The following is a 17,942-nucleotide window of genomic DNA, read 5'->3' on the forward strand; positions in this document are numbered from 1 at the left end:
CAAATGCTTTTAAGAAATACATCATTTTAAGCTTTGTGTATTAAACCTATTTTTCAGTTAGTGCTTTATTTTATATGCGAATAGCAATTGGTTGTTATTTTTAATTTTTTGATCTATTCATAGTTGCTTTATATAAAAAAAGGAGCTCAAAAGCTCCTTCTTATTACAAATATTACTTATCGGATGTTTTTAATCGGTTGGATCTTCACGATGTTGTTCAACTGCTTTAGCATCATAGTGTGCTTTACTCGGATGAGCGAATGCAGCAGCCAGTTTGTCTTTATCTAAAGCATTGTCCCAACGCGCCACAACAATCGTCGCACAAGCATTACCAACTAAATTGGTTAGTGCACGACACTCAGACATAAAGCGGTCAATACCTAGAATTAAAGCCATACCTGCAACAGGAACTGCTGGAACAACAGACAATGTGGCTGCTAAAGTAATAAATCCGGCACCTGTAACACCAGCAGCACCTTTAGAGCTCAGCATTGCAACGAGCAATAATAAGATTTGGTCTTGAATACTCAAATCGATATTACATGCTTGTGCAATAAAGAGCGCTGCCATCGTCATATAGATGTTGGTACCATCGAGGTTAAATGAATAACCGGTAGGAATAACCAAGCCAACCACAGATTTTTCGCAGCCTGCTTTTTCCATTTTACGCATCAATGATGGAAGTGCAGCTTCAGATGAACTGGTCCCTAAAACCAACCATAATTCATCTTTGATATAGCGAATTAGATCTGTAATTCTAAATCCATTATAGCGCGCTACTGCACCCAAAATAACCAGAATAAAGAGTAAGGCAGTGATATAGAATGTCATAATTAAAAGTAAAAGATTTCCAATACTTTCAATACCATACTTACCAATTGTAAATGCCATTGCACCAAAAGCACCAATCGGAGCAAATTTCATCAGCATTCCAACTAAATGGAATACGGGTGCTGTAAGGTTATTTAAGAAGTCTACAATCGGTTGACCTTTTTCGCCTACCGCAGCCAAGGATAAACCAAATAATACGGCAACAAATAGAACTTGTAGAATGTCACCACTTGTTAATGGGCTAACGATGGTTGTTGGAAGAATATTCAGCAAGAAGTCGACAATCGAAGCGTCATGTGCTTTTTCAGCGTACTCAACAACTTTCTCTGATTTCAATGATGTAGGGTCAATATTTAAACCTTGTCCTGGTTTAATAATATTGGCAACAATCATCCCGACGATTAATGCGAGTGTAGAGAATGTTAGGAAATAAAGCATTGCTTTACCCGTTACTCGTCCTACAGTTCCCATATGTTTCATGCCTGATATTCCAGTGACAACCGTCAAGAAAATAACAGGCGCAATAATCATTTTGACCAGTTTAATAAATGCATCACCTAATGGTTTTAAACTTGCACCAATATCTGGCCAAAAGTGTCCAAGAAGGATACCAAGTACAATGGCAAAAATAACCTGAACATAGAGGATTTGATAAAACTTTTGTTTTTTAGGGGGTAGGTGTTCATCGTGTGAGGAGATATCCATACTCAATCCTTATCCTTGATGTTGATAAAATTAAACATTTTTTAAAGAAATGACACGATAATGTTCATAAATTTAAAAAATGTAATTATTCTTTTTAACGTGTTGATTTTAAATAGTTTAATCAAAATAACAAATATGTTATTTAGATAAAAAGAGCTGGTAAATAACCCAATATAAATTTTTAAAATGTGTGATATATGATTATTTGTATTTTCTGTTTGATATAAACATGTCTATGTTTTTTTATGTGAATTTGTCATAAGAAAAGCCAGCAAAAGTTCTACCAAGTGGCATTTGCGTTATTTTCAAGATAAAGTCGCTGAATATGCTGAAATCTGCAAAGCTTAACTTAGATGTAAAAACTATTAATAAAATCTTAATTTATTCAAAACGCTTATCTTTACTCGAATTTTCATGCGTTTTTAACTATAAAAAAAAGCTATGTATTCTATAACTAAAATTTAGTTATTGTTGTTTTTAAAAGTCTAGCTAAATCTTTTGATCATGCATCAAGTCGAAGTGAATTGAGTTTTGTCGAATTTTTCAAAAAGTGTATTGAAATTTAACTGATCCGTCCGCATCTTATTAGAAAAGCATTTCCTTAGATATTCGAGATTATAAATTCTATGTTATTTCATTTACCCAAAGTACCCGCAGAAATTCGCATCAGTCATTTAAATGCTCGAATTAATGAGCAAAGAAAAAGAATTGCTCAGTCAACTGCATCGAAATTGGAATTGTTTCAACTGACTCAACAGTTTGTAAAAGAAGCACGTGTACGTAAAAAAAATAATCAAAAAATCTATGTCTTAGATTTTAAAGGAGATGTACAGGCTTCAGCTGTAGAAAACTTAAGAGAAGAAATTACATTAATTCTTGCGACAGCAAAAGCAGGGCGTGATCGTGTCATTGTTCGTTTAGAAAGCCCAGGTGGTATGGTGCATGGTTATGGTCTTGCAGCTGCACAATTGGTTCGTTTACGTGATGCAGGCTTTAATCTGACGATTTGCGTGGATAAAGTGGCTGCGAGTGGCGGTTATATGATGGCGTGTATCGCAAGTGAAATCGTCTCTGCACCATTTGCTGTGGTTGGTTCGATTGGCGTTGTTGCGCAAGTCCCTAATTTTAATCGACTGTTAAAAGAACATCATGTTGATTTTGAGCTATATACCGCAGGTCAGTTTAAACGTACTGTGACGATGTTTGGTGAAAACACCCCAGAAGGTAAAGCAAAATTTGAAGAAGAGTTACAACAAACGCATCAATTATTTAAGCATTTTGTTGAAAAATATCGCCCGCAACTCAATGTCGAAAAAGTTGCAACAGGTGAACACTGGTATGGTGAAGATGCGCGCAATTTAAATTTAGTGGATAAATTGCAAACTTCAGATGAATACTTGCTGAGCTTATTGCCACAACATGACGTATATGTGATTCAAACACGTCGTAAGCCAACACTTGGCGAAAAGTTAGGTTTACAAGCTGCACAAATGGCAGATGCCTTAATTCCATCCGTTGTGAATAAATTGATGAGTGAGATCACCAAGCTAAATTCTTCTTTACCGATGCTTAAAGATGATAAATTCTAAGTTTTGATTGTTCATTGACAACCTAAAGAGTAATTGGCGAAAGCTGATTACTCTTTTTTATAGAAAAGTCTTTTCTTTATTCGCAAAAATGCTCAGAAAAAATGACCTCATGTGGTCATGACAAGTCTGCAAAAAATGATTAGCATGCTAGGGATCATAAAATCAAAAACTCAGATTGAAAGGAATACAAGACATGTTGGCATATGATGCAGATTTAGAACTTTTTCGTGATAACTTTAAACGTTTTATGAGTGAACACGTTGCTCCATTTTATGAGCAATGGGAAAAAGAAGGTTTAATGCCACGTTCAGTATGGTCATTATTGGGTGAAAATGGCTATCTTTGTGTTGATGTACCTGAAGCGTATGGTGGTTACGGCGTTCCAACTGAATATTCATTGATGTTGGTTGAAGAGTCTGCACGTGCAGGCTATGGTGCATTGTCTACCGCGATTTCATGCCATTCAGAAATTGCAGCTCCTTATATTTTGCATATTGCCGACGAAGAACAAAAGCAATACTGGTTACCTAAAATGGTGTCAGGTGAAGTGGTGGGCGCAATTGGGATGACGGAACCGGGTGCGGGTTCAGACCTACAAGGGATGCGTAGTAGTGCGATTTTAAATGGTGACCATTATATTTTGAATGGTTCTAAAACGTTTATTTCAAATGGTCAGCATGCAGATTTAGTGGTACTGGCAGCAAAAACTGATCCACAAGCGCGTGCAAAAGGTGTGTCACTTTTATTGGTTGATACACATCTAGATGGATTTAAAAAGGGCACCAACCTCGATAAAATTGGTTTGCATTCTCAAGATACCTCAGAACTGTTCTTTGATAATGTTAAAGTTCCAGCAAATCAATTGTTAGGTAGTGCAGGGCAAGGTTTTGCCTATTTGATGCAAGAGTTACCTCGTGAACGTACTGCAATTGCAGCAACGGCACTTGGTGCAATTCGTGGTGCAATCGATATCACTACTCAGTATGTACAGGAACGTCAAGCGTTTGGTCAGAAAATTGGCAGCTTCCAAAATACTCGTTTTGTTTTGGCTCAAGCAAAAATTGATGAGTTGGCAACAGCAGCATTCTATAACCAAAATCTAGCTTTGTATAAACAAAGTAAATTGGATGTTGAAACAGCAGCAGCTTTAAAAAGTTTTAGTACGGATATGCAGATGAAAATCATCGACAGCTTGCTACAACTGTTTGGTGGTTATGGCTATATGACGGAATATCCAATTTCTCGTTTCTTTGTAGATGCACGTATTCAGCGTATTTATGGTGGTACAAATGAAATCATGAAAGAAATCGTGGCACGTGGCATCATTGGTCGATAGTGTATATGTAACACTAATATAAATATAAGCTGTTCATGTTTTTTATGAAACATGAACAGCTTTTTTATTTTGATGGGAATATATTGAGAAAAATCAAATAAATATATTGAAAAACAAATATTAAAAAGTAAAGGTAGAGCAAACAACAATTGATCAAATACGTAGGTGTAGGTCTTGTTTGCTTGATTGGATTTGTACAATAATAAGTCAGTGGTAATGTGCTCATGCCTTATCTAAAAAATAGAATTGGCGAATGAAGTAGATATAACAACGATAAGCTGTTTAAACTTTTGAGTGAAATTAAAATGATGGATTATGGAGTTTCTTTTCAAATTGAATCAACAGTCCAGCAGTATTTGGGTGTTGGTGGATGGCATTATGCTCTTATTTCCAAATTACAATCTGAAGAAATAAAAAAATACATTCATCAGAAACGAAGCTGGGGTGCTGTACCTATTACTGTCACACTGGGTAAAAGTATCTGGAAAACATCTATATTTCCTGACAAGCAATCAGAGGGCTATTTACTGCCACTTAAAGCAGAGATTCGCAAAAAAGAGAAGATATATTCAGGAGATCATATTTCTTTTTCAATTCTGTTATAAGTTTTAATGGTCAAGCTTTGATTATGTATATTTGACCACTAGTGAGGCTGTATTGAATAAGTCAAATCATATCGCTGTAAAGCCCTTACAACGTGATTTTAGCTTAAACGTTTAGACCCATTGGTACAGGCAATGATACGTGAATTAATGATTTCGCTTTTTTGATGAGCTTTTAAATTTTTATATTAAGCTTCAGTCGTAAATCCTTTTTAAAGCATAGATCAACATAAAAGCTCCGTCATCCTAGTCTTTTCCCAAATGAGGAATGGGCTTTCAATACTCATATGATTCATGCAATATGATTATTTTGACTTATAAAAGAGATACAAAATCTCATAAACAAGGTTAAAACTAATAAGCTAAGCACTTAATACATTTAAACATTCATTAATAAAGATAGGCAGTTCAAAAGTCGAGCGTGAAGAAATATATAAATTGTTGTCGTTTACCACTTCGCGATCAAAAACCACAGCGCCAGCGTCTTTAAGTTCTTTGAGGATATCTTCAATCGAGGTTAAGCGTCGTCCAATGGCAATTTGTGCATCGATAAGCAAATGGCTACTGTAACAACATAAAAAAATAGGTTTTTGCGCATTGGCAAAATTACGTAAAAAATCAATAAATCGTTCATCTTCTTTAAGATGATAAGGGGAATATCCACCCGGAATCATCAACGCATCAAAATCCCGAACAGAGATTTCATCAATACCTAAATCTATACTGACCGAAGATTTTCTTTGTTTGCTATACACAATATTCCCCGCAGACTTTTCAATATTGCGCACAGAATGGCTTGCAGCTCGAAAAGCTTCAACGGGATGATGATATTCCGCATCTTCGAAATCATGGGTAATGAGAACAGCGATTTTTTTATTCATATTCTATGACTCGAAATGCGCTTATGCTTTTTATCATAGAGCGCAATGCTTAAAATTCTATAGCTGCTTTGTAATTCATTTTGTGGTCAGAAAAGTTATAAAGTGATGACATTTTATTCAATATATAAGTTGAAAGTGAAACATTGAAAAATGCACTATTGCCCAACAAATTAAACTGAACTATTGTTATACTGTCAGTGGTCTAAAACATAGACTTCTCGTAATTCTCGACTTTAAAGGGCGACATAACAATGATCAACGATGATCAAAAAACGACTTCTCTAGATCTTGCTCAAATCCGTGAAGATATTGACTCTGTAGATCAGCAAATCCAACAACTTATCAATCGCCGTGCAAAACTGGCGGAATCAGTTGCTAAAGCAAAATTTGCAGCAGAAGAGAATCCGTTATTTTATCGTCCTGAACGTGAAGCACAGGTTTTACGTCAAGTTATGGAGCGCAATGAAGGGCCATTGTCAGATCAAACCATGGCACGTTTATTCCGTGAAATTATGTCTGCATGTTTGGCACTTGAAGCACCACAAAGTATTGCATTTTTAGGTCCAGTCGGTACTTATACACATTCTGCTGTATTAAAACATTTTGGTCAGGATGCTGTGGTTCGTCCACTACCAACGATCGATGAAGTGTTCCGTGAGGTTGAAGCGGGCAGTGCACATTATGGTTTAGTTCCAGTTGAAAACTCGTCTGAAGGTGTGGTCAACCATACTTTAGACTGTTTTAAAGCATCGCATTTAAATGTGATTGGTGAAGTTGAATTGCGTATTCATCACCAATTCCTGATTTCTTCAAATACTCGTAAAGACAGTATTAAACAAATTTATGCACATCAACAAACACTTGCGCAATGTCGTAAGTGGTTGGATGCACATTATCCGGGTGTAGAACGTGTAGCTTTAAGCTCAAATGCAGAGGCTGCTCGCCGTATTCGCAATGAATGGCATTCAGCAGCAATTGCATCTGATGTGGCTGCAAGTATTTACGACTTGGAAGTTCTCCACGGAAATATTGAAGATAATCCTGAAAATACGACACGATTCTTGGTCATTGGTCGTGAAAAGGTACCGCAAAGTGGCAATGATAAAACCTCATTACTGATTTCAGCACATGACCGTGCAGGGGCTTTATTGGAAATTCTTGCACCATTTGCAAAACACAACATTAGTTTGACCAGTATTGAAACCCGTCCTGCATTACCTGAAAAATGGGCGTATGTATTCTTCATTGATCTTGAAGGTCATGTGGAACAGGACAATGTTAAAGCGGCGATTGAAGATATTCGTCCACTGGTTAAAGAAGTACGTGTACTGGGTTCATATCCGATTGCTGTGCTTTGATGTTGTTGTGAAATAGGTAGTTCAAAATCGTTATGTCACAACCTTTATTTAAAAAAGTTGCTTTTATTGGACTTGGACTGATTGGTTCAAGTCTAGCCCGTGTGATTGCAGCCGAACATCTTGCTGAAAATGTTGTTGCGTCAACCCGCTCAAAGAAAACGCTGGAAGATGCAAAAGCTTTAGGAATTATTTCTGCGGGTTTTAGTGATCCTGTAGAAGCTGTAAAAGATGCAGATTTAATCGTTCTGGCTTTGCCCGTTCGTGCAACTCAGAAAGTACTTGAAACGATTCAAGCCTATGTTTCTGAAAACGCCATTATTACCGATGTCGGAAGTACCAAAGGGAACGTGGTGGCAGCAGCACATGCTGTCTATGGTGAAAATCTTCCTGTAGGTTTTGTACCTGGTCATCCAATTGCTGGTGCAGAACATACAGGTGTCCATGCAGGTAAAGTTGACTTGTTTGTGAATCATAAAGTGATTCTAACGCCGTTGCCGACTAGTGCTGATTGGGCAGTTGAAAAACTGATTCAGCTTTGGCAGGCTGCAAAAGCAGAAGTCATTTGTATGGATGTGGACAAACATGATGAAGTGTTGGCACATACCAGTCATTTACCGCATCTGATGGCATTTAATCTGGTCGAACAGCTTGCAAATCGTGAAGATAACTTAGATATTTTCCGTTATGCCGCTGGAGGTTTTCGTGACTTCTCACGTATTGCTGCCAGTGATCCGCAGATGTGGCATGATATATTTTTTGCCAATAAAACAGCCATATTGAAAGCAGTTGATGGTTTTGAAACGCAACTTGCGACATTACGTCAACTGATTGAAGATGAGAATTCACAAGCCCTGATGGGATTGCTAGGACATGCACAAGCGGCACGACAGCATTTCAATCATATGCTCGCCAATAAACCTTTGATGGAGAAAAATAAGGTGACACAACAATTTACCATTTTGCCGGGTGAGAAGACATTTAAAGGTAAATTTACCGTGCCGGGTGACAAGTCAGTGTCACATCGTTCCATCATGTTTGGTGCAATTGCTGAAGGTACAACCCACGTTACAGGTTTCCTTGAAGGTGAAGATGCTTTAGCAACACTTCAAGCATTTCGCGATATGGGGGTTAGTATTGAAGGCCCTAAAAATGGTGAAGTGACCATCCATGGTGTGGGTATTCATGGTTTAAAAGCACCCAAAACGGCACTGTACATGGGTAATTCTGGTACATCGATGCGTTTGCTTTCAGGCATGCTTTCAGCACAACAGTTTGACTCTGTGATGACGGGTGATGCGTCTTTGTCTAAGCGTCCAATGGAGCGTATAGCAAAACCTTTACGTGAAATGGGTGCGCAAATTCAAACCACAGGTGAACGTGGTACTCCGCCTGTTTCTATCACTGGTGCTCAAGCACTGAAAGGCATTCATTACGATTTGCCAATGGCATCTGCGCAAGTCAAATCTGGGATTTTATTGGCAGGTCTATGGGCAGAGGGTGAAACCTCTGTGACTGAACCTGAACCAACCCGTGACCATACTGAGCGTATGTTACGTGCTTTTGGTTATGCTGTGAAAACGGAAGGTAATCGTATTTCATTACACGGTGGTGGCAAGTTAGTTGGGACAGAGATTCAAGTACCTTCTGATATTTCTTCTGCTGCATTCTTTATGGTGGGTGCTGCCATTACTGAAGGTTCAGATATTACCCTTGAAGCTGTTGGGATTAATCCAACTCGTACAGGTGTAATCGAAATCCTTAAGCAAATGGGTGCAGACTTAACTGTTGAAAATGAACGAATTGCAGGCGGTGAGCCGATTGCTGATATCCGTATCCGTGGTACCCGTACATTGAAAGGCATTCATATGCCAGAAGATCAAGTACCTTTGGCAATTGATGAGTTTCCATCTTTGTTTATTGCTGCTGCATGTGCTGAAGGGCAAACGGTGTTGACAGGAGCTGCTGAATTACGGGTTAAAGAGTCTGATCGTATTCAAGTGATGGCGGATGGTTTAAAAACCATGGGGATTGATTGTACGCCAACTGATGATGGCATCATCATTGAAGGAAAAGGTAAATCGGGTGACTGGTCTGCTATTTTCTCTGGCGGTGAAATTGAATCGCACCATGACCATCGTATTGCAATGAGTTTTTCTATGGCGGGGTTACGTAACTCTGGCGAGATTAAGATTATTGGCACTGAAACTGTAGCAACAAGTTTCCCAACATTTACTGAACTCACCAATCAGGCGGGGCTTCAGATTCAAGTCAGCGAATAAATCAGTCCTTGTCTAATATTTGTATAATTAATTAAAAACAGCCAAGCAAATGCTTGGCTGTTTTGTTTATATTGCTTATTCTAAAACCATACAACTATAAAGCCTTTTGGATGAAGCAATGAGAACATTACAATTTACTGCAAACTGTGAGAATCATATTAACAGTCACAATCATGGTGAAAATGTATGTTATGTCACTCAGGAATATGTGACGACTTTGTTGTTAAAACAACTGTCTCAATATGGCTTTAAAGCGGAAACAACACACTCAGATGAAGATCTCGCTGTCAGCGTAGAAAATCATCCAATTGGTTTGGGGGTTAATTGTCATTTAAATGATCAGGGCTTATTAACTTGTGAAATTTCAGCCCATGCTGATGAAGAACAAGCATGGTTTAAGAAGATTGCAACCCAGAGCATGATTAAGCAATTGGCAAATGCTGTAGAAAATACATTAAAAGAAGATGATGCGTTTAGTGGATTTGAATGGAAAGTATAAGCAGGACCTAGAGGATAGCTATGCAATTACAAACATTTATCAATAAATTTTCAGTAGATCAGGCAGGAAACACAGTAAGCTTTGAAACTGTAAAAAAATATCAAGCGTATTTACCTGAAGCGCTCTTAGAGCTTTGGCAAAATCATGGTTTTGGCTTCTATGGCAACGGTTTGCTACAGATCATTAACCCTGAGCTTTATCAAGATGTGCTTTGGTCATGGTTAATGAAAGATCAACCTGATATGACCCGATTACCCATTGCTATTTCGGCATTTGGTTTGGTGTTTTATTATCGTTTATTAAGCGAAGATGGCGATGAGGATGTATCCTTTATCGACCCGCACAACTCGGATATTGGGGTAACAGCTTGGTCATTAACAGATTTTTTTAATGACTGGATTTGTGATGATGAGATCATTGAGCAATTTTTAGAAAAATCAGCCTTAGTAAAGGCGCAAACTCAATATGGTAAATTAGCTGAAAATCAAATGTATTGTTATCTTCCTGCACTGAGATTGGGTGGGCGCGCCAGTGATCTCAATTTAGATAAGGGTGATGCTGCCACACATTTAGATTTTTTATATCAACTTGCTGTGAATAACTGATTTAAAAATCATTCAAAATAGATGTTTAGAAATGACAGTTTGATTGAGATAAAACTGTCATTTCTATTATGAATTAAATTATGCTATTACTCGACACGTAACCATGTTTGGCTACGCCCTACTGCTGAAATACCTAAATATCCACGAAGAAATAGTTTCTTGCCATTTGGGCTGACTTTACCTTTTAAGCGATAGATTTTGCCTGAAACTGGGTCAATAATTTTCCCATCAGTATAACTCACATGATCATCTGTCTTTAGCCCAGAGATTACCTGTAAGCCAATAATTGGCTTGTTGGTATAAGGTGCAGGGCAATTGGTGCAAAATTCTTTTGGAGTGTAGCCTGGGCGTGGTGTTGCTTTTAATGCTGTACCCGCATAGGTACCGTTACTTTGTTTTTCAATTTTAACCAGTCCCTTTGCTTCACCAGTTTTGTCATCGATATAACGCCAGGTTCCCACAATATCTTCTGCAAAAGCTGTCGATGTTAAAAATGCGATACATGCTGTCCCCAATAAAACTCTCATCATTTCCCTTATTCCTTAAGTGGGTATTTTCTACTTTAAAATCATACTTATTTAAGGCGTTGATTATATAATGAATAGTTGGGTCATTTATTTACATAATGTGCCAATAAGTATGAAATTTAAAATGAATTGGCACATAAAGATAAGCAATTGATGAGCTTGTAAACTGGATTTAGCATAGCTGAAGCTTATGTGATGACACTCACCTTAAAAATATCATTGATTGCTTCAAAGTGAATTTCACAATCTAAGAATTTTTGAATCATTTTAGCTTGTGTTGTAGTGTGTTCACTGACAACTTGAGCAGTAAACTCACCGCCTTTACCTAAAGCTAAAGGCAATAAAAGTTGGTCTGCTAGGTATTCGTCAGCCACAGCATCGCAAGCTAAAAAGGATTTAACTTCTTTGGCTAAATCATGCGCTACTTTTTCTGCACTTTTCTTCATTTCACCTAACGCAGAAAATACTTGTTGATGGTGTTGGTAATTTAACACCACAAAAGCTGTATTCCCTTGGCTAATCCCTTGAAAATTTAGTCTATTACGTTGGCTTAAGCTCAATTTGTTATGCAATACTTCCAGTTCACGATCCGCAATATTCTGTTGAATATTTAAGGCAGCGGCATAGCCACGTATTTCCAGTAATTTGCCTTTATTTAATACTGAATATTCAAGCTTATCTATCCAAGGATAAGTTGTAATATTGATTTGACCCGCACCAATTGGAAAGAAACCAGCACGTTCGCATTCAAAGTCGACTTTTATTCCAAGTTTATGAAGAGCAGGTAGAAAGCAAGACTCTATGAAATCTGCAGTCGGTGCCATTGGATTATGTGTTCCGCCGTGGATACTGATTTGACTGATTTCATTTTGCATCATCAGTGCTGGTAGTAGTGTTTGTAAAACCAATACTGTGCTACCGGCTGAACCAATATGAAAATCATATTTACCCGCCTGAACTTGTTGGGGTTGAAAATATAATTTTTGTGAATGTAGTTCAGCACCTTCCACAATGGCATTACTGATGCGTTGTGATGCTTGTACACAGACTAAATGCTGCCGCATCAAGCCCGGCTTTTTACGTCCTGCACGAATATTCACAAGCTCAAATGGAATACCTGTTAACATAGACAATGAAAGGGCAGTTCTTAAAATTTGCCCTCCACCTTCGCCTTGTGAGCCATCAATTTGGATGGTTTTATTTTTTACTAATGTGTTCATTTTGTTTTTCATCATTTCTTTCTAAATCATTCGGTTTTCGAACATGTTTTAAAAATCGTAATTCACTTACAGTATATTGTTGATAATTATCTTGTGCCTCTGCTAATGAGATTGCATTTGCACCACTTTTTGAATTTGGATGAATATTTTGTACAGGATCATCTTCCCAAAAACAAACTGGACAAATCTCAAAGTCAAAATTACCAGAGGGTTGATCTCTAGTGTAATGATGACAACAAGAACAATGGTAATTCATTAAAATTCCTAAAAGGGGTGAACATACTGTCAGTGCATGGTGATGCTCAGTGCATTGTAACTTTGCTCTCACAAAGGTTTGCATTGTACGTAGTGATGGGTTGATTTGTGCTTAAAGTTTTAAGCTAACCCGCTCGCTCATCAAGCCACTACACCTTATTTTCAATCCTATGTTGTGGAGGTAGGGGATCTTGCACTCGCCCAGTATGTTCGGGTTTTCTCAAATGACGAATCACTTGAGAAAAGGTGAAATATATTGTCAGTACGTGGTAATACAGTGTGAATAGTCACTCTGATTCACAAAGGTTTAAGTGATGATAGGTGATGGATTTGATTGGTGCGTTTCCGCTCTAAATCCGCTTCGCTGTCATTACCCAAAAATGATGCTGACTTTTATTTCAATCTATACAGCCTTAGATCTTGTACTCGCCCAATATATTTCGAGATCTGATAGGGTAAAGCCCTATCAAAGCTTTTAAATGATGGCTTTAAACGTCAAGTAAATCAACTTGCCAATTGGTGGCTTGTATCAATACATTCAAGTCGCGTAATTTGGCACTGATATCATCGGATTGTTTTTGCAAGGATGATACTGGAATGACCTTATGCCATTTGATTTCACGTGTGCTATAGCGGTCAGGCTCACGTTGTGTGTTGCTGATGGCAGACGTTAAAATTTTATGGCGCTCCACAAGCTCATCACGTTGAGTAAGTAAAGCCAATAATGAACGACCATCTGTTAATTTTGCCAAAGCATTGGTTTGATGAATGGCATAAACAAGTTTTTGGGATTCTTGAGTTAATGCAAATACTTGCTTTAATAACTCATTTGGATCCTCGGATGGCTCATCACCGTCCTGTACCAATACGTTCGCATTGATACGTTGTTTCAATGAAGCGAGTTTCTTTTGTTGATCGCTTCGTAATAAGAGTGCTTCTGCAAGTTTCATTTTATTTTCCTTATCGCTTTTAATAGTCAATAAATATTTAACACAACGATTTCATATAAAGTTTGCTGGGGTAGTGTATCAACTGGGATTGATTCGGCAAATTCTATAACGTCTTCTAAAGTTTGATTTTCATGCCAAGTGGTCATGAAATTATAATCATCGTCTTCAGGTAGATCATAATTACAAAATTCTAAATAAGAATAATCCAATGCATCATCCCAAATTGAACATTCATGGCCCCAAGCTAAAGCCCAATAGCATTGTTTAGATTTTACAATCCAATCACTGCATTGATTGCGCCAATCATTGGTTACATTGTTGTTGTGTATTGCTAGCACAACAATGTATGGCTCTTGTGGTAATTCAAGATGGATTGCTTGATTAGCCAAAAGATCGTAATGACTGATCTTGACTTGTTTAGAGCGATCCATTGGTATTACTCATTTTGATTAATCCAAGTGTGATTAAGTACCCAGTCGTTAATACAGAAAAATGGTAGATTACGTACTGGGTAAATTTCATGCCATTCATGTTGATTAAAATCATTTTCAAAAAAACGTTGTATTTCTTGTTTCAAAGTGTTCAGAAAAAAATACTTATTCAATTTAAGAGTATGCACAAAAGACTTTGCAATAAATCGAATAATTAATTGATCCTCTATAATCGAGTTTTCTGCAACAATTTTAACAACATGACCTTCTTCATCTATCTCAATAGAGGCTGGCAGAATATTTTGTTGAATATTCCACCCCAATTCACCAAATCTTGAAACGGATCATAAACATCTGATAAATCTATTGAGATTTCTAGTTGATCATATTTGAAAATTAAAGCAGCCCAGCCATGATCAAACATTTTTAATTCAATAGAAATAAATGAGTGATTTAATCTCCCTAATTTATGCATCAACTAACCCTTTACACAAACAACCTGACTTAAGGTATAAACCACTTCCACTAAATCACTTTGTGCTTTCATCACATCTTCAATTGGCTTATACGCAGATGGAATCTCATCAATCACGGCTGCATCTTTACGGCATTCTACACCTTTGGTTTGTTCAATCTGATCTTCCACAGTAAACAACTTTTTCGCTGCAGTACGGCTATGTACACGACCAGCACCATGCGAACATGAACAGAAAGACTCCTGATTTCCCTTACCTTTGACAATAAAAGACTTGGCACCCATTGAACCCGGAATAATTCCATACTCACCCAAACGGGCACGTACAGCACCTTTACGTGTTACCAGTACTTCCTGACCAAAGTGTTCTTCTTTATCCACATAATTATGGTGGCAATTTACGGCTTCAACTTTGGCATTAAATGGTTTATTGATGATGATTCGTAAAGCTTGAACCGCAGCTTCCATCATTAACTCACGGTTTTTCATGGCAAATCGTTGTGCCCAACCCACCGCAAACCAATAATCATCAAAGTGTTCAGTCCCTTCCACTAAATAAGCTAAATCTTTATCAGGCAGGTTAATAAAATGCTTTTGCATATCTTTACGTGCAAGCTCAATAAAGTGGTTACCAATCGCATTTCCAACACCACGAGAACCTGAGTGCAACATAATCCATACTTGTTGATGCTCATCTAAACAGACTTCAACAAAATGGTTTCCAGTTCCCAAAGTACCTAACTGTTTATGGTTGTTGGTATTTTTTAAACGGGGATGCTTGGCACAGATATATTCAAAATCAGTCACCAACTCAGCCCAAGCCTGATCAACACGTGCAGTAGGTGTATCCCATGAACCTTGGTCACGACGACCACGACCTTTGGTCATACCATGCGGAATTAAACGTTCAAGTTCGGTACGCAGAGCGTATAAGTTATCTGGTAAATCTGATGCGCTTAGCGAAGTACGTGCAGCCATCATTCCACAGCCAATATCTACACCGACCGCAGCAGGGATGATTGCGCCTTTGGTTGGAATTACACTTCCAATCGTTGCTCCGATTCCTACATGTACATCTGGCATTACTGCCATCCATTTATAAATAAAAGGCATTTGTGCTGTTTTTAATAATTGGTCTTTCGATTTCTCATCAACAGGGACACCTTTGGTCCACATTTTTATAGGAACACCTTTAGCATCCTGAATTACGTTATAAGTACGTTCCTGTGCTAAGGAAGTTTGTTTTTCGATTTGTTCTGCGACTAACATAGACATTGCTTTGATCCTTTTCAAAACCTGCCTGCCAAGCGGTTGCAGGCAGGTGATATTTATATACATCTCATGATGTATGCTCTATATATTGCAGAGAGTGTGCCAAGTTTGTTTTTTTAATTGATTTTATTTTATAAAATATTGATTTTTAATGAGTAAATAAATTTAGATTTTATTTTAAATGTGCGTTTTGAAAAAATATGCAAATATAGATATCATTTTAGATAGTAATTTATCTATTTTTATATTTTAAATAAAATATAAAACAACCAATTCCTAAACATAATAAGAAAAGGAGGCTAAAACCAATTGAAAAGATGAGGCTTATTTTAGAGCCTTGTAAGTATGCAAATAAAGTGATTGAAAATATTAGACTATAAATACTACTAAGGAAATATCTTCCACAATGTGGCGCAAATTTAGTTGTAAAATAGCCAAGCCAAATAGCGATTGGGAATATTGATATAATTGAAAAATAATAAATTTTTGAGCAGGTTGGGATATCTTCTTGCTGGAAACCGCAGCCCAAAGTGAGTGAAAGTAAGAAAATGACATAGAAGAAAAATAAGAATACAAAAATTACTAAAGGAAATAAGAGGAAAGCAAACCAAGTACGCATTGTTATTATTCAGGATATCTATCATGTTACAGATTATAGTATGAAACTCAGCTTAGGAGAATTTCTTCTCCCAAGCTGAGTTTGATGAAATTTGTGAATCTTAATTTTTATTCATATCCCATACCGTATTATCATCATTTGGTTGATAATGTTCTTCGATATGGTTTTTTAACCTCAGTGCGAGAGGATCGTCTTCTAGGATTTGACTATGCCCATGTAAAAGTTTCAGTTCGCTTTTTTTACGACTTTTACTTGGCGGTTTTTCATGATAGTTCTGGCACTTCTTATACCAGTGGTTAGTTTCTAAATAGTACTTTTTGACTCTTAGTTTTTCTAAAGCAAGATCAAGATTGTTATCGTCAACAATAACTTGTATAGACATAATTTGCGTTTTACAGACTGACACCTGTCTTTGGTTTTGAGTTGAAGTGTCCAAGCTAGCAAATTTTTTGTTGATTCACAAGCATCGCTTTTAAACATGATGAGTTTAAAAAGAAAAACAGCCACAAACGTTAAGATCCGATTTTGTGAGTGAACACGATAGAAGGGCCTAACCCCTGCACTAAGGCGTTACCTTGTAATCCAATTTATATTCGTGACTGCTTATCGTGTAAATCTATTTATTATAATGATAGTACATCAACAAAAGGCTGAAGACAGTCGTGGCTCTACCAACTGAGCTACTGTATTTTGTCATACAGGGTGGTATCGAAGCACCGACAAACGCGTAATGTAGTCCTCAAAGCATTTGATCTACTTTCATTATTGCATATACAAGATCAAAAAAAGTTGGTGTTGGATATGTGCAGTACCCGAAATACTGTGCGTGAGATCGCGGTGTAATCCAACAGGTATTTGATCGATTAAACATAGGTCAAAGTCCATCAACAAATTTGATTATAAGACAAACAATTCACCGCTTTTGCTTTAAGCGACTGTATATATACAGCAGAGGAATCTAACCTCTGATCTGTGAATTCTAATGTAGTCCTATGCGTATTTGATGGACTGATGACCCCAGCATATTTTCATATACTGCCCTACAAGTGAATCAACAAGTTTTTCAAAGACATTCGTGCCTTACCACTTGGCGACCATCATCGAAATGATGGGGTGGATTCGAACCACCGATGACGTCAATTTTAAGATGTAGTCCTTGAAGCATTTGATTCTTTTACTGCTTTGCATAAACAAAATGTTAAAGACGTTTCGTTGCTCTATCCAACTGAGCTACTTTTCAAACTTGGAAAAGCGTGAAAAGGGTGGATTTGAACCACCGACCTACGCATTAAAGATGTAGTCCTTAACGCATTTTATGCGATGTATTTTGCCAACAAAGGTGTCGATAAAACATCAATTATTCAAAGTAATGTAGTTCTATCTGCATTTGGCAATTTCTTACTTAGCACAACAATTAAATATAGAAACAGCATAATCTTGAAATGTAGTTCCTATGGCATTTGTGCTTTTTATCTAACCCAGTCTTATCAAGTGTGGACATTGTTAAA

Annotated in this window: 17 protein-coding genes; 7 read left to right on the plus strand and 10 right to left on the minus strand. The window is 37.3% G+C overall.

What is annotated here, in order from left to right; all coding sequences use genetic code 11:
• Positions 1–189: 189 nt before the first annotated feature.
• Positions 190–1,536: a dicarboxylate/amino acid:cation symporter gene (locus AC07WY_RS13310; RefSeq protein WP_262086440.1), complete on the minus strand. Its 1,347-nt coding sequence runs from the start codon at positions 1,534–1,536 to the stop codon at positions 190–192.
• A 626-nt stretch (positions 1,537–2,162) separates the two neighbouring features.
• On the opposite strand from AC07WY_RS13310, the gene sohB reads away from it, so the two are divergent.
• The 3 genes from sohB to AC07WY_RS13325 all read left to right on the plus strand — a co-directional run bounded on the left by sohB (position 2,163) and on the right by AC07WY_RS13325 (position 5,066).
• Positions 2,163–3,125 carry a protease SohB gene (gene sohB, locus AC07WY_RS13315; RefSeq protein ID WP_494736495.1) on the plus strand — a complete coding sequence of 321 codons (963 nt, stop codon included), beginning with the start codon at positions 2,163–2,165 and terminating at the stop codon, positions 3,123–3,125.
• 193 nt (positions 3,126–3,318) lie between these two features.
• On the plus strand, positions 3,319–4,461 hold the full coding sequence (locus AC07WY_RS13320) for an acyl-CoA dehydrogenase family protein (RefSeq protein WP_327857349.1): 1,143 nt from the start codon (positions 3,319–3,321) through the stop codon (positions 4,459–4,461).
• 305 nt (positions 4,462–4,766) lie between these two features.
• A complete protein-coding gene (locus tag AC07WY_RS13325; RefSeq protein WP_262086438.1) occupies positions 4,767–5,066 on the plus strand; it encodes a DUF1905 domain-containing protein in 300 nt (99 codons plus the stop codon).
• Positions 5,067–5,425: 359 nt separating this feature from the next.
• On the opposite strand, the gene AC07WY_RS13330 is transcribed toward AC07WY_RS13325, so the two are convergent.
• Positions 5,426–5,944 carry a DJ-1/PfpI/YhbO family deglycase/protease gene (locus tag AC07WY_RS13330; protein ID WP_004719237.1) on the minus strand — a complete coding sequence of 173 codons (519 nt, stop codon included), beginning with the start codon at positions 5,942–5,944 and terminating at the stop codon, positions 5,426–5,428.
• A gap of 251 nt (positions 5,945–6,195) precedes the next feature.
• Here AC07WY_RS13330 and pheA point away from each other — a divergent pair, with 251 nt between their 5' ends.
• The 4 genes from pheA (at position 6,196) to AC07WY_RS13350 (ending at position 10,685) form a co-directional block, all read left to right on the plus strand.
• Positions 6,196–7,302, plus strand: a complete 1,107-nt coding sequence (pheA, locus tag AC07WY_RS13335) for a prephenate dehydratase (RefSeq protein ID WP_004719240.1) — start codon at positions 6,196–6,198, stop codon at positions 7,300–7,302.
• Positions 7,303–7,334: 32 nt separating this feature from the next.
• Positions 7,335–9,581 (plus strand): bifunctional prephenate dehydrogenase/3-phosphoshikimate 1-carboxyvinyltransferase, encoded by a 2,247-nt coding sequence (locus AC07WY_RS13340; protein ID WP_494736496.1) that lies wholly within the window; start codon positions 7,335–7,337, stop codon positions 9,579–9,581.
• Between the two features lie 118 nt (positions 9,582–9,699).
• Positions 9,700–10,080: a hypothetical protein gene (locus tag AC07WY_RS13345; RefSeq protein ID WP_004822559.1), complete on the plus strand. Its 381-nt coding sequence runs from the start codon at positions 9,700–9,702 to the stop codon at positions 10,078–10,080.
• Between the two features lie 20 nt (positions 10,081–10,100).
• Complete coding sequence (locus AC07WY_RS13350) at positions 10,101–10,685, plus strand: GAD-like domain-containing protein (protein WP_262086436.1); 585 nt, start codon at positions 10,101–10,103, stop codon at positions 10,683–10,685.
• An 86-nt stretch (positions 10,686–10,771) separates the two neighbouring features.
• On the opposite strand, the gene AC07WY_RS13355 is transcribed toward AC07WY_RS13350, so the two are convergent.
• The 8 genes from AC07WY_RS13355 to AC07WY_RS13390 form a co-directional block, all read right to left on the minus strand.
• The gene (locus AC07WY_RS13355) at positions 10,772–11,215 is read right to left on the minus strand and encodes a DUF2147 domain-containing protein (RefSeq protein WP_105713769.1); all 444 of its coding nucleotides are present in this window, start codon (positions 11,213–11,215) and stop codon (positions 10,772–10,774) included.
• A 185-nt stretch (positions 11,216–11,400) separates the two neighbouring features.
• The gene (gene rtcA, locus AC07WY_RS13360; protein ID WP_262086434.1) at positions 11,401–12,432 is read right to left on the minus strand and encodes an RNA 3'-terminal phosphate cyclase; all 1,032 of its coding nucleotides are present in this window, start codon (positions 12,430–12,432) and stop codon (positions 11,401–11,403) included.
• Complete coding sequence (locus AC07WY_RS13365) at positions 12,410–12,688, minus strand: CPCC family cysteine-rich protein (protein ID WP_262086433.1); 279 nt, start codon at positions 12,686–12,688, stop codon at positions 12,410–12,412. The genes rtcA and AC07WY_RS13365 overlap by 23 nt, the downstream gene beginning before the upstream one ends.
• Positions 12,689–13,175: 487 nt before the next feature.
• Positions 13,176–13,637 (minus strand): DIP1984 family protein, encoded by a 462-nt coding sequence (locus AC07WY_RS13370; RefSeq protein ID WP_004822548.1) that lies wholly within the window; start codon positions 13,635–13,637, stop codon positions 13,176–13,178.
• Between the two features lie 26 nt (positions 13,638–13,663).
• Positions 13,664–14,068, minus strand: a complete 405-nt coding sequence (locus AC07WY_RS13375) for a DUF7684 family protein (RefSeq protein ID WP_262086432.1) — start codon at positions 14,066–14,068, stop codon at positions 13,664–13,666.
• 5 nt (positions 14,069–14,073) lie between these two features.
• The gene (locus AC07WY_RS13380) at positions 14,074–14,391 is read right to left on the minus strand and encodes a KH domain-containing protein (RefSeq protein WP_262086431.1); all 318 of its coding nucleotides are present in this window, start codon (positions 14,389–14,391) and stop codon (positions 14,074–14,076) included.
• 155 nt (positions 14,392–14,546) lie between these two features.
• On the minus strand, positions 14,547–15,812 hold the full coding sequence (locus AC07WY_RS13385) for an RtcB family protein (protein WP_494736556.1): 1,266 nt from the start codon (positions 15,810–15,812) through the stop codon (positions 14,547–14,549).
• Positions 15,813–16,534: 722 nt separating this feature from the next.
• Positions 16,535–16,816 carry a hypothetical protein gene (locus tag AC07WY_RS13390; RefSeq protein WP_494736497.1) on the minus strand — a complete coding sequence of 94 codons (282 nt, stop codon included), beginning with the start codon at positions 16,814–16,816 and terminating at the stop codon, positions 16,535–16,537.
• Positions 16,817–17,942: the final 1,126 nt, after the last annotated feature.

It is taken from the genome of Acinetobacter sp. GW821-FHT01C12 (assembly GCF_059422625.1).